At 68.4% G+C, this 12,934-nt stretch carries 9 protein-coding genes; 6 read left to right on the plus strand and 3 right to left on the minus strand.

The window, feature by feature from the left end:
* Window positions 1–101: 101 nt before the first annotated feature.
* Window positions 102–332, minus strand: coding sequence for a DUF7455 domain-containing protein (locus ACO0M4_RS04935; protein WP_430368370.1), 231 nt, complete (start codon window positions 330–332; stop codon window positions 102–104).
* Window positions 333–777: 445 nt separating this feature from the next.
* Here ACO0M4_RS04935 and ACO0M4_RS04940 point away from each other — a divergent pair, with 445 nt between their 5' ends.
* The 4 genes from ACO0M4_RS04940 to ACO0M4_RS04955 all read left to right on the plus strand — a co-directional run bounded on the left by ACO0M4_RS04940 (window position 778) and on the right by ACO0M4_RS04955 (window position 5,425).
* Window positions 778–2,898 carry a DNA gyrase/topoisomerase IV subunit B gene (locus ACO0M4_RS04940; RefSeq protein ID WP_430368371.1) on the plus strand — a complete coding sequence of 707 codons (2,121 nt, stop codon included), beginning with the start codon at window positions 778–780 and terminating at the stop codon, window positions 2,896–2,898.
* A 158-nt stretch (window positions 2,899–3,056) separates the two neighbouring features.
* Entirely contained in the window at window positions 3,057–3,545 is a 489-nt protein-coding gene (locus tag ACO0M4_RS04945) for a DUF1453 domain-containing protein (RefSeq protein ID WP_430368372.1), read from the plus strand.
* Window positions 3,546–3,575: 30 nt separating this feature from the next.
* Window positions 3,576–4,742 (plus strand): sensor histidine kinase, encoded by a 1,167-nt coding sequence (locus ACO0M4_RS04950; RefSeq protein ID WP_430368373.1) that lies wholly within the window; start codon window positions 3,576–3,578, stop codon window positions 4,740–4,742.
* Window positions 4,739–5,425, plus strand: coding sequence for a response regulator transcription factor (locus ACO0M4_RS04955; RefSeq protein ID WP_430368374.1), 687 nt, complete (start codon window positions 4,739–4,741; stop codon window positions 5,423–5,425). Before ACO0M4_RS04950 ends, ACO0M4_RS04955 begins: the two co-directional genes overlap by 4 nt.
* Window positions 5,426–6,022: 597 nt before the next feature.
* On the opposite strand, the gene ACO0M4_RS04960 is transcribed toward ACO0M4_RS04955, so the two are convergent.
* The gene (locus ACO0M4_RS04960; RefSeq protein WP_430368375.1) at window positions 6,023–7,033 is read right to left on the minus strand and encodes a sucrase ferredoxin; all 1,011 of its coding nucleotides are present in this window, start codon (window positions 7,031–7,033) and stop codon (window positions 6,023–6,025) included.
* 475 nt (window positions 7,034–7,508) lie between these two features.
* Here ACO0M4_RS04960 and ACO0M4_RS04965 point away from each other — a divergent pair, with 475 nt between their 5' ends.
* Window positions 7,509–8,621, plus strand: coding sequence for a CobW family GTP-binding protein (locus ACO0M4_RS04965; protein ID WP_430368376.1), 1,113 nt, complete (start codon window positions 7,509–7,511; stop codon window positions 8,619–8,621).
* A 193-nt stretch (window positions 8,622–8,814) separates the two neighbouring features.
* Here the strand turns inward: ACO0M4_RS04965 and ACO0M4_RS04970 are convergent, their stop codons facing one another.
* Window positions 8,815–11,259 carry a DNA gyrase/topoisomerase IV subunit A gene (locus tag ACO0M4_RS04970; RefSeq protein ID WP_430368377.1) on the minus strand — a complete coding sequence of 815 codons (2,445 nt, stop codon included), beginning with the start codon at window positions 11,257–11,259 and terminating at the stop codon, window positions 8,815–8,817.
* Window positions 11,260–11,585: 326 nt separating this feature from the next.
* Here ACO0M4_RS04970 and ACO0M4_RS04975 point away from each other — a divergent pair, with 326 nt between their 5' ends.
* Window positions 11,586–12,926: a M16 family metallopeptidase gene (locus ACO0M4_RS04975; RefSeq protein ID WP_430371245.1), complete on the plus strand. Its 1,341-nt coding sequence runs from the start codon at window positions 11,586–11,588 to the stop codon at window positions 12,924–12,926.
* Window positions 12,927–12,934: the final 8 nt, after the last annotated feature.

The raw sequence follows: 12,934 nt of genomic DNA on the forward strand, positions 1-12,934 counted from the left end.
GAGTCGGAGCGTACGAGTACGGGCGGCCTCCCCGGTGGTGCCGGAAAGACCGCCCGCCGCACGGCACTGGGCCGCTACTCGCTCGTCGTGGATGCGAAGTGTCAGCGTTCCTCGTTGGTCGCAGACTTTGGAGTGGTGGTGAGCCGCTCCGTCTCGTCCTGTATTTCCGCGGCGATCTTCTTGAGTTCTGGCTCGAACTTGCGGCCGTGGTGGGCGCAGAAGAGCAGTTCTCCGCCGGACATCAGGACGACGCGCAGGTATGCCTGGGCGCCGCAGCGGTCGCACCGGTCAGCGGCCGTCAGCGGGCTCGCGGGTGTCAGAACAGTAGTCACGTCGCCTCTTCTCTAGCTCGACGAGCTGTCGTACCAGGGTCAACATCCAACCAGGCCGAAAACGTTCCCGCTCGTGCCTTTTCCTCGAAAAATTTCTTTCGAGGGGGCCGGGTGCTGCCGGGTGGCGGCGAATGAGCCGTATCGCGTGGTGGTCTGATTCACGTTGGTTGCTGAAGTCTGCCCTCCCGGCTGGCTTGCCGGTTGTTCATGAGGACGTGCCCGGAGCCTAAATGGTTCATGCCTCGAAGGGAACGTGATGTGCACGTCACTCGGACGTCACCCCATCGAGCGATCGAACGTACGAGCGAAATTCTACTACCATGGTCACGCTCACGGGTGGCGTCACATCGGCTCTACTAGGCCTCGGTACCCTCTCACCGGCGACACCGCCACAACCGAGTCCGCGGAATGCGGACTGTCAGAAATTAAGCGAGGAGCGAACCGCGTGACCGCCGAGATGTCCGTGCCGTCCACCGCAGTGCTGACCGGGGCAGACCGGGACGGTTCCAACTACACCGCGCGGCACCTGCTCGTCCTTGAGGGCCTGGAAGCCGTCCGGAAGCGTCCTGGCATGTACATCGGATCGACGGACAGTCGCGGTCTGATGCACTGCCTGTGGGAAATCATCGACAATTCCGTCGACGAGGCGCTCGGCGGCTACTGCGACCACATCGAGGTGATCCTCCACGACGACGGGTCCGTGGAGGTCCAGGACAACGGCCGCGGCATCCCTGTCGACGTCGAGCCCAAGACCGGGCTTAGCGGCGTCGAGGTCGTGATGACCAAACTGCACGCCGGCGGAAAGTTCGGCGGTGGCTCGTACGCCGCCTCCGGCGGTCTGCACGGCGTCGGCGCCTCGGTCGTCAACGCGCTCTCCGCGCGGCTGGACGTCGAGGTCGACCGCAACAGCAAGACGCACGCGATCAGCTTCCGCCGCGGCGTTCCCGGTGCCTTCGCAAAAGCCGGCCCGGAGGCCCCCTTCGAGCCTGCGAACGGGCTGCACAAGGGCAAGCGCATCCCCAAGACCAAGACCGGCACCCGGGTTCGCTACTGGGCCGATCGGCAGATCTTCCTCAAGGACGCCAAGCTCTCCCTGGAGACGCTGCACGCCCGCGCCCGCCAGACCGCCTTCCTGGTGCCGGGCCTGACCATCATCGTCCGGGACGAGCGTGGCATCGACGGTGCCGGGAAGACGGAAGAGACGTTCCGCTACGACGGCGGCATCAGCGAGTTCTGCGAGTACCTCGCCCAGGACAAGGCGGTCTGCGACGTCCTACGGCTGACCGGCCAGGGCACTTTCAAGGAGACCGTGCCGGTCCTCGACGAGCGCGGCCACATGACACCCACCGAAGTCACCCGTGAACTGGGCGTCGACATCGCCCTTCGGTGGGGCACCGGCTATGACGCGACGATCAAGTCGTTCGTCAACATCATCGCCACCCCCAAGGGCGGCACCCACCTCGCCGGGTTCGAGCGCTCGGTGGCCAAGACCGTGAACGAGGCATTGCGCTCCAGCAAGCTGCTGCGCGTCGCCGAGGACGACGTCGTCAAGGACGACGCGATGGAGGGCCTGACTGCCGTCGTCACGGTCCGGCTTGCGGAGCCGCAGTTCGAGGGCCAGACCAAGGAGGTGCTCGGCACCTCCGCAGCGTCCCGGATCGTCGCCCAGGTGGTCAGCAAGGAACTCAAGGCGTTCCTGACCTCCACCAAGCGGGATGCCAAGCAGCAGGCGCGTTCCGTGCTGGAGAAGGTCGTCGCCGCGGCCCGTACGCGTATCGCCGCCCGCCAGCACAAGGAGGCCCAGCGTCGGAAGACGGCGCTGGAGTCCTCGTCACTGCCGGCCAAGCTGGCCGACTGCCGCAGCGATGACGTCGACCGCAGCGAGCTGTTCATCGTCGAGGGGGACTCGGCGCTTGGTACCGCCAAGCTGGCGCGGAATTCGGAATTCCAGGCGTTGCTGCCGATCCGCGGCAAGATCCTCAATGTCCAGAAGTCGTCGGTCTCGGACATGCTGAAGAATGCCGAGTGCGGCGCCATCATCCAGGTCATAGGGGCCGGATCCGGCCGCACCTTCGACATCGACGCCGCCCGTTACGGCAAGGTCATCTTCCTCGCCGACGCGGACGTCGACGGCGCCCACATCCGCTGTCTGCTGCTGACGCTGTTCCAGCGCTACATGCGGCCGATGGTCGAACAGGGCCGCGTCTTCTCCGCCGTCCCGCCGCTGCACCGCGTCGAGCTGATCAACCCCAAAAAGGGCCAGGAAAAGTACATCTACACGTACTCGGACAACGAACTGCGGCAGACCCTCCTGGAGCTCCAGCGCAAGAACGTCCGCTACAAGGACGGCATCCAGCGCTACAAGGGCCTCGGTGAGATGGACGCCGACCAACTGGCCGAAACGACCATGGACCCGCGCCACCGCACCCTGCGTCGGATCAACATCAGCGACCTCGAAGCTGCCGAGAAGGCATTCGACCTCCTGATGGGCAACGAGGTGGCTCCCCGTAAGGAGTTCATCACCAACTCCGCCGCCACTCTGGACCGTTCGCGCATCGACACCTGAGTCGGCCGCAGCTCGGTACGGGCGTCTCTCCACCTGCGGGTGGAGAGACGCCCGTCGTCATTTCCACCCGCGTCCCACCCTGGCTCCGATCCGGGCGACGGGTCCCTCTCCGTAGCGTCGGGAGTATCGAAATTCCCCGTCCCACGGAGGCTCAGGCCATGAGTGGCTTGCTCAACATCGCTGTGCTCATCGCGGTTGTCGCGATCGTCTTCGCGCGGCAGTTCACGGCGCAGCGCATCACATCAGAAGGCAGGAAGCGGTGGCTGATGCCGGTCATCCTGGTCTTCATGGCGCTGCGGCAGCCCGGCCTCCTGGACTCCGCCCATCGCGCCGCCTCCGTGGTCCTGCTGGTCGCGACGCTCCTCATCGGACTGGCCAGCGGTGCGGCATGGGCGTGGACGACACGTATGTGGACAGACGAGAACGGCGCGGTCTGGACCGAAGGAACCTGGGCAGCAGCAGGAGTGTGGCTCTGCGGTATAGCCCTGCGCCTGGGTCTCATGGGCATAGCCGCTGTCCTGGGCGTCCACCAGGGCAGCCAGGCGACCCTGCTGTCCGTAGCGGCGATGCTGCTCACCCGTGCCGGTGTGACCACGTGGCGGGCTCAGGGGCTGCAGCACACGTACCGTGTCCCTGTTGCGGGCTGAGACCTGAGCCACGCGCCGAAAGGACCCGACGTGCCGCCGAATGCCTGGACGAGATGGCCGCTGCGGGAGTCACTCACCCATGAGGGCCTGAGCGAGACTCGTCTGCGGATCGGCCGCGGTATCCGCATCATGGTGGTCGTCGGCCTGCTATGGGCCACCTTCGGGGCAGGGACCTTCAGCGGTTGGGGACTGGCCGCAGCGGCCGCCGGAATGGCCATCACCGTGCTGGCGTTCCGGGGCTTTTTCCACATGACACTGGAGCGACGGATCTGGCCCTCCATCGGACTGTTCGTCGTACTGGAGGCCGCCGCCTTCGGCTTCTTTCTGGTCGGCGCTCGCTTGCCGGCGACCGTCCTGTGGTGCGCATGCGCCATGACGGCGATGGAGCGACTGCCACTCAGCGCCGCGGTTCCGTGCTCCGCCATTGCACTGGGTGCGTTCGCCGCGGTGAACAACGACAACTGGCTGACCACCGCCGTGACTGCCGCGGGCCTGGCCCTGGCCGGCTATGTCGTACGCCTGGACGCCGAGGCGCGCGGCAACGCCCAGCGGCTACTGGCCCAGGAGCGCGCCGCCCGCAAGGCCGAGGCCGAAACTGCGGCGTTCGTCGAACGAGGTCGCATTGCACGCGAGATCCACGACATCCTCGCGCACAGCCTGAGTGCCCAGTTGGTGCATTTGGAGGCGGCTCGACAGCTGATCCAGCGCAGCACCGATCTGGAGGCGGACCGTGAACAACTGCTGGAGCGGGTGGTGGCCTGCCGTGGAATGGCGCGAGAAGGGCTTGACGGCACGCGTGAGGCGCTTTCCGCGTTGCGTGGCGAGATGGCCCCGGTCGAGGACTTCCTGCGCCGCCTGACGGCTGCTGAGGGCGTGAAGCTGGAAGTCGTGGGTGAGCAGCGCGCGCTGTCCGCGGAGGCGGGGCTTACGGTCCGAAGGGTCGCGCAGGAGGCGCTGACGAACGCGCGCAAGCATGCACCGGGCGCCCAGGTAGGTGTGCGGCTGGAGTACGCCGACGACAACGTGGGGCTGGTGGTGCGTGACTCCGGTGGGCGAGGCAAGCCGGGTGAGCTCGCACAGAGCGGTTCCGGGTACGGTCTTCTCGGGATGCGGGAGCGCGCCGAACTCCTCGGTGGAACGCTGGAGTCCGGCCCCGATGAGGAGGGTTTCGTGGTGCGGTTGCGGGTGCTCGCGTGACGGCGCGTACGACGGCGCGTGTGGTCGTGGCCGATGACCAGACGGTGGTGCGCGAAGGAATCGTGATGCTCCTGGGGCTGCTACCGGGCATCGACGTTGTCGGTTCGGCGGCCGATGGGGACGAGGCCGTCCGGATGGTTGCCGAACTCGCCCCCGACGTCGTCCTGATGGACCTCCGGATGCCGCGCTGCGAGGGCGTTGAGGCCACCCGTCGTATCCGTGCGGAGCACCCCGGCACCCAGGTTGTGGTGCTCACCACCTACGCCGATGACGACTCGCTCTTTCCTGCCCTGCAGGCCGGCGCTCGCGGATACCTCACCAAGGACGCGGACGGGGATGAGATCGTCCGCGCCATTGACGACGTGCTCTCGGGTGAGGCCGGGCTGTCGCCGAAGATCCAGCGGCGCCTGCTGGAGCGCATCGCTGAGCCCGCACGAAGCCGTCCCGAACCCCCCGACGAGCCGCCAGACGGGCTCACTGCGAGGGAGGTTGAGGTCCTACGTCTCGTTGCGGAGGGGCAGACCAATCCGGAGATCGCCCGTACGCTGCACGTCTCCACGGCGACAGTGAAGACTCACATCAACAATCTCTTCGCCAAGGCGGGGCTGCGCGACCGGGCCCAGGCGATCCACTATGCCTACCGGCACGGCCTCGCGGACCCTCCAGACACGTCTGCACCGTAATCCGACGAGGCGAGGTGCTTCCGCCCCCCGATTAGCAGGTGTGGTTGGTGCTGGCGGTTCGGTGGTTTTGGCTTGAGCGTCGTGATGGAGGCGCTGCGAGGGCTTGGACGCGGAGCGGCGTCCCCTCGTGAGGGCTCGAGTCGGGACTCTTTGCGGCGATGGCGAAGCCCGTGCCGGGGCCGGCCGTGGAGTTATCCACAGGCTCTGCGGTAGCGGATTGTGTGTGCGTAGTCTCGCAGGGTCAGATCCGAGAGTCGGGGTCGGTCACATTCCCGTTGGTGGCGCTGCGGAGTGCCGCGCTGCGACGGGCGAGAGAGCCGGCAGGGTGCGCGCAAGGGCCGCGGGCGGAGGGGGACGGGGATGTGTGCTGTGGGGGCTGGTGCGAGGGCATCGAGGGTGCCGGTGCGAGGCACGGGGAGGCGGGCCACCGTGCTGCGATGCGTAGGGCCGATGTTGGGGTTGGGGTTTGCCGCGACGCTGGGGCTGGCGTTCGGAGTTGCGTTGGCTTGCGCCATGGGGGCAGGCGGCGGACGGCCCGGTGGAATGCGGCAATTCGGGCGGGGCGGGGAAGTAGTGGAACCAGATCCGCCCCCGGCGTCAGAGCGGCGGAACAGTAGGCGCGAGGGGCTGCCCGGTGGCAGCGCTGTCCGTGAGCGTGGTGATGGAGGCGACCGCCATGCGGGTCGGTGGGCCGAGCGGCGCACCACAGCTGGCGGGCGCCGGAGCACCATCGGCCCGCTGATCGATCACCACGCGCCAGGCACGCCCGTCGGCGTGCGCAACGGTAATCGCCCAACTCCGAACGGCGTCCGCAGCCGGCCCGCCTCTGGACGTCCGTCCGCGCGCGTCCCCCGGTTCGGGCCGCACCGAGTCGGTCCGTACGACGTCGAGTGCGTCCGCGCGCCGCTCCCGGAGCAGCTCGCGGACCGCGAGGTCGGCGGCCTGGGCCGGCCGGTCCCACGTCGAACGGCCCCGGCACTGGTCGAGGGCGATGCGGCCACTGCGCGCCGCTTCCACGACATCCTCGACGAGCTGAGCCGAGGCACGTCCGTAGGCGTAGCCGTAGGGGAGGACGAAAAGAGTGGGGGAGAAGCGATGACCGCCGATGTGCGTCACCTCCCAGGTCGCGTTGCCCTCGGCGGCCAGCTGCGCGGCCAGCGGGCGGCCGAGGAGCGCACAGCAGCGATCCCGCTTGCCGTTGGTGCACACGAGCACCACAGGTTCGCCGGTGTACGGCTCCCAAAGTCCGCCATGGTCTCCGGCTCCCGCGGCGACGAAATCCAGCCCGAGCGCAGCTCGAGGGTCGGTGGCGACGGTGGTGCGGATCCAAGAGCGGCCAGGTGCGGTGTGCGCGAGGAAGAGCCGACGCCGGGGAATGCCGTGAAGATCGGCATGGCGTCCAGGGCGGCGGATGAGAGCAACGCGTACACCAGTACCTTCCGCCGCAGCTTCCAAGGCCCGGCCGATGTGCGGGTCGAGGTGGCTGTCCGTCAGTGCCTTGGCACCCCACGGTCCGGTCTGTTCGATCAACAGCCAGGTCTGGGCAGTGGCCGCTGTTCCGGCGAGGGGTTCGGCGGCTTCGAGGGAAGAGGTGGTGCATGTGCTCACGAAGGTGAGCCTAACCCGGAGCGTCATGTCCGGAATGCCGGGAGAGTGGCGAGGCATGCGACGACGAGCGGTGGTGGCGTGTCGTGTCTCCGGTACAGCGGAGTCGGGCACGGAGGCCGATGGCTGCGGCGCCGTCCTGTGAGGCCGAGGAACAGGAGACCGTTGCCGGCGGGGCCTACGGCGGGTGGGCGGAGGCCCTGAGGATGTCAGGTAGGGGGCGCATGCCTCAGGTGGTCGGTGGGATGGCCCTTGACCTGCGGTAGGGCCGGAGCTCCGAGTGCATCTGCGGGGCGATCTGGGGGTGAGGTGCGTCCGGTAGGCAGTGGCCGCTGTTCGCGATCGTGACGCGTTCCTCTGGGGCGGTCAGGGTGGGGACGGCAGCAGGCGAGGTTGTGACGTGGGCGGTCCGTTACGATCGACAGCTCGTCCGCCGCCGGGCCGTGCGGCCCGCCACCCGCACCATGGAGGCGCTCCCTTGGCCACGCAACAGATCCCGGTCGTTGTCCTCGCGGGCTTTCTGGGGTCGGGCAAGACCACGCTCCTCAACCACCTGCTGCGCGCCGGCGACGGCACCCGGATCGGTGCGATCGTCAATGATTTCGGCAGCATCGAGATCGATGCCATGACGGTCGCCGGGCAGGTGGACTCGATGGTCTCGCTCGGCAACGGGTGTCTGTGCTGCGCGGTCGACACCAGCGAACTGGACACCTATCTGGAGCGGCTGGCCCGTCCTGCCGCTCGTATCGACGTGATTGTCATCGAGGCCAGCGGGCTGGCCGAGCCGCAGGAACTCATCCGGATGATCCTCGCGAGCGACAACGACCGGATCGTTTACGGCGGACTGATCGAGGTCGTCGATGCCGCGGAGTTCGGCGACACGCGTGCCCGACACCCCGAACTGGACCGGCACGTGGCGATCGCCGACCTCGTGGTGCTCAACAAGGCAGACCGGATCGGGGACGAGGCGCGTCAGGCGCTCATCGGCACGCTCGCGGATCTTGCTCCCGGCAGGCCGGTGATCTGCACGGCCTTCGGACGGGTCGAACCGGAGCTGTTCTTCGACCGCGGTCCGGGGGAGGACCGCAACGCGGCCGTACGCCAGCTGTCGTTCGAGGACCTGCTGCGTGAGGCTTCTGCCAACGGGGCCCCGGGGCAGGGAGTCGACGGTGACAGTGGGCATGACCACGAGGACTGCCCCGACTGCGATCACGATCACGCCGGGCACCTTCACGCCGCTTACGAGAGCGTGGAGTTCACGTCCGTCGAGCCGATGCATCCGCGTCGACTGATGGAGTTCCTCGACAGTCGCCCCGGTGGCCTCTACCGCATCAAGGGATTCGTCCACTTCGACGTCCCGGAGAACCGTCAGAAGTTCGTGCTGCACGCGGTCGGCAATTTCCTGCGTTTCTACCCCGAGCCCTGGGCGAAGGGGGAGGAGCGGTGCACCCAGCTGGTGATGATCGGCAGTGGCGTCGATGCTCCGGCGCTGCGCAAGGAGCTGGAGAACTGCCGGCAGGCCGCGCTGGCGGAGGCCGACGAGAACAGCATGTGGGGTGTGCTGCGGTATGTGCCCTCGCAGGAGGAATGAGGGAGGTCGGGTGCGGGCTGGCCGTTGCGCTCGTGGCGGGGCGGCTCGTAGCGGGGAGCGACCCTACGGGCCGGGAGCCGGTGGGGTAGGCCGCCGGCGACAGCCCCTCCAGATTGATTCCCGTGCGTACAACTGACGCCGCCGAGGTGGTCGTTCACCACCCCGGCGGCGTCGTGCGTGCGGTCCATCGTGGTTACACGGGACCGGCCAGTGCCGCCACCTGCGTGGCCAGCGGGATGCCTGAGCCGTCTCGGCGGGGATCCGGTTCCGGCAGCGGGACTGCTGCGCCCTTGGCGTCAGCGGCCCGTACCGGCGCCGGCCCGACCCAGGCCATCGTCAGGCAATCCTCACCCTTCAGGAACCGCTGGCAGCGGACACCGCCGGTGGCCCGGCCCTTGCGCGGGTACTGGTCGAACGGGGTGAGCTTGGCCGTCGCCACCGAGTCGTCCAGGGTGCCGTGCGACCCGGCCACCGTGAACACCATGGCGTCCGCGGCCGGATCGACCACCGCGAAGGCGATCACCTTCGTGCCCTGGCCCAGCTTGATGCCTGCCATACCGCCCGCCGGCCGGCCCTGCGGCCGTACTTGCGACGACGGATAGCGGAGCAGCTGCGCCTCGTCGGTGACGAAGACGAGATCCTCCTCGCCCGTACGCAGCTCCGCCGCGCCCACGATGCGGTCGCCCTCCTTGAGGGTGATGACCTCCAACTCGTCCTTGTTGGACGGGTAGTCGGGCACCACCCGCTTCACGACGCCCTGCTCCGTACCGAGAGCGAGACCCGGTGAGGACTCGTCCAGCGTCGTCAGGCACACCAGCTGCTCGTCGTCCTGGAGGCTCAGGAACTCCGAGATCTGCGCGCCACCGGCGAGGCTGGGCGTCGTGGTGTCCGGAAGCTGCGGCAGGTCGATGACCGACAGGCGCAGCAGCCGCCCGTGGGACGTGACCGCACCCACCTCGCCGCGCGCGGTCGCCGGCACCGTCGAGACGATCACATCGTGCTTGACGCGCTTGGCGTCGGCGTCGAACGCCGTCTCCGCCGTGGTCGTACGCGCCAGCAGGCCCGTGGAGGACAGCAGTACCCGGCACGGGTCGTCGGAGACCTCCAGCGGGACCGCGGCCACCGAGGCGCCCGCGGACTCCAGCAGGACCGTCCGGCGTGGCGTGCCGTACTTCTTGGCGACCGCCGCCAGCTCGCCGGAGACCAGCTTGCGCAGTTCAGCGTCCGACTCCAGGATCCGGGTCAGTTCCGCGATCTCGGACTCCAGCCGGTCGCGCTCCGCCTCCAGTTCGATCCGGTCGAACTTGGTCAGCCGGCGCAGTGGGGTGTCGAGGATGTACTGGGTCTGCACCTCGCTCAGCCCGAACCGCTCCATCAGGCGTTCCTTGGCCTGGGCACTGTTGTCGCTGGAGCGGATCAGACGGATGACCTCGTCGATGTCCACCAGGGCCGTCAGTAGGCCCTCGACCAGGTGGAGCCGGTCGCGCCGCTTGGTACGACGGAACTCGCTGCGCCGGCGCACCACGTCGAAGCGGTGGTCGACATAGACCTCCAGCAGCTCCTTCAGGCCCAGCGTCAGCGGCTGGCCGTCCACCAGGGCGACGTTGTTGATGCCGAAGGACTCTTCCATCGGCGTGAGTTTGTAGAGCTGCTCCAGTACGGCCTCGGGGTGGAAGCCGTTCTTGACCTCGATCACCAGTCGCAGGCCGTGCTGGCGGTCGGTGAGGTCCTTCACGTCCGCGATGCCCTGGAGCTTCTTGGACCCCACCAGATCCTTGATCTTGGAGATGACCTTCTCCGGGCCGACCGCGAAGGGGAGTTCGGTGACGATCAGGCCCTTGCGGCGGGCCGTGACGTTCTCCACCGTGACCGTCGCGCGGATCTTGAACGTGCCGCGGCCCTTCTCGTACGCGTCCCGTACGCCGCTCAGGCCCACGACCCGGCCGCCCGTCGGCAGGTCCGGACCCGGCACGAAGCGCATCAGGGCGTCGAGATCGGCGTTCGGATGCTTGATCAGGTGGCGGGCCGCGGCGATCACCTCGCCGAGGTTGTGCGGCGGCATGTTCGTCGCCATACCGACGGCGATTCCGGACGTCCCGTTGACGAGGAGGTTCGGATACGCGGCAGGGAGGGCGACCGGCTCCTGCTCCTGGCCGTCGTAGTTGGGCGTGAAATCGACGGTGTCCTCTTCGATGGACTCCGTCATCAGGGACGTCGCCGACGCCATCCGGCACTCGGTGTACCGCATCGCGGCGGGCGGATCGTCATTGCCCAGGGAGCCGAAGTTGCCGTGCCCGTCCACCAGCGGCAGCCGCATCGAGAACGGCTGCGCCATGCGGACCAGGGCGTCGTAGATCGACGCGTCGCCGTGCGGGTGGAGCTTACCCATCACCTCACCGACGACCCGGGCGCACTTCACGTACCCGCGGTCGGGTCGCAGGCTCATCTCGTTCATCTGGTACAGGATGCGGCGGTGTACGGGCTTGAGACCGTCGCGGGCGTCCGGCAGGGCGCGGGAGTAGATGACCGAGTACGCGTACTCGAGGAAGGAACCCTGCATCTCGTCGACGACGTCGATGTCGAGGATCCTCTCCTCGAAGTCGTCCGGCGGCGGGGTCTTCGTGCTGCGGCGGGCCATCGCGGCTGCGGCTCCTTCTGCTGCGTCTACTGCCGATGTGTGATCAACGCTGGGGGATCAACGCTATTGGGTCAACGCTTCGGCCCAACGCTGGGACCGACGTTGACCGGCCGGCCGGCGGACCGACCGGCGAGTCTGATGAGTCTGACGCGGACCATTGTGGACCGCCCCACTGACAACGCTCACCACGACTCCCCCCTTCCCGCCCCACCACGGGGCGCGGCGCACGTTCGGGGCCTTCCTCACGGGAACTTCGCCAGATGCCGACGCGGTTGCATACAGTGACAGGACTTCCTCGCAAGCGGATCGAAGGGACGTACATGCCCATGGGTCACACGGCCACAGAAGAAGCCGGCTCCGGCGGCCTGACAGCGACCGAGCACAGGCTGGCCAACGGCCTGCGCGTGGTGCTCTCCGAAGACCACCTGACGCCGGTCGCGGCCGTCTGCCTGTGGTACGACGTCGGCTCGCGCCACGAGGTCAAGGGCCGTACGGGCCTGGCTCACCTCTTCGAGCACCTGATGTTCCAGGGGTCCGGGCAGGTGAAGGGCAACGGCCACTTCGAGCTCGTCCAGGGCGCCGGCGGCTCGCTCAACGGGACCACCAGCTTCGAGCGCACCAACTACTTCGAGACCATGCCCGCCCACGAGCTGGAGCTCGCCCTCTGGCTGGAGGCGGACCGGATGGGCTCGTTGCTGGTCGCACTCGACGAAGAATCCCTGGAGAACCAGCGCGACGTCGTCAAGAACGAGCGCCGCCAGCGCTACGACAACGTCCCCTACGGGACGGCCTTCGAGAAGCTGACGGCGATGGCGTACCCGGACGGCCACCCGTACCACCACACCCCCATCGGATCGATGGCCGACCTCGATGCCGCCTCCCTGGAGGACGCGCGGGCCTTCTTCCGCACCTACTACGCGCCCAACAACGCGGTCCTGTCCATCGTGGGCGACATCGACCCCGAGCAGACGCTGGCCTGGGTGGAGAAGTACTTCGGTTCGATCCCGTCGCACGACGGCAAGCAGCCGCCGCGCGACGGCAGCCTGCCCGAGACCATCGGTGAGCAGATCCGCACCGTCGTGGCGGAGGACGTCCCCTCCCGCGCCCTGATGGCCGCGTATCGCCTCCCGCACGACGGCACCCGTGAGGCGGACGCCGCCGACCTCGCGCTCACCATCCTGGGCGGCGGCGAGTCCTCCCGCCTGTACAACCGTCTGGTGCGGCGCGACCGCAGCGCCGTCGCCGCCGGCTTCGGCCTGCTGCGGCTGGCGGGCGCGCCCTCGTTGGGCTGGCTGGACGTGAAGGCATCCGGTGGCGCGGAGGTGCCCGCCATCGAGGCCGCCGTCGACGAGGAGCTGGCCCGCTTCGCCGAAGTGGGGCCGACGCCCGAGGAGATGGAGCGGGCCCAGGCCCAGCTGGAGCGCGAATGGCTGGACCGGCTCGCCACGGTCAGCGGCCGCGCCGACGAACTGTGCCGCTTCGCCGTCCTGTTCGGCGACCCGCAGCTCGCGCTGACCGCCGTCCAGCGTGTCCTGGAGATCACCCCGCTGGAGGTGCAGGCGGCCGCCAAGGCCCGGCTGCGCCCCGACAACCGCGCCGTGCTCGTCTACGAGCCCACCGCGCAGACCGACGCCGCCGGCACCGAGGAAGAGGAGGCGGCCAAGTGACCGACGCC

The sequence above is a fragment of the Streptomyces sp. RGM 3693 genome (assembly GCF_050471125.1).
Classification (GTDB): domain Bacteria; phylum Actinomycetota; class Actinomycetes; order Streptomycetales; family Streptomycetaceae; genus Streptomyces.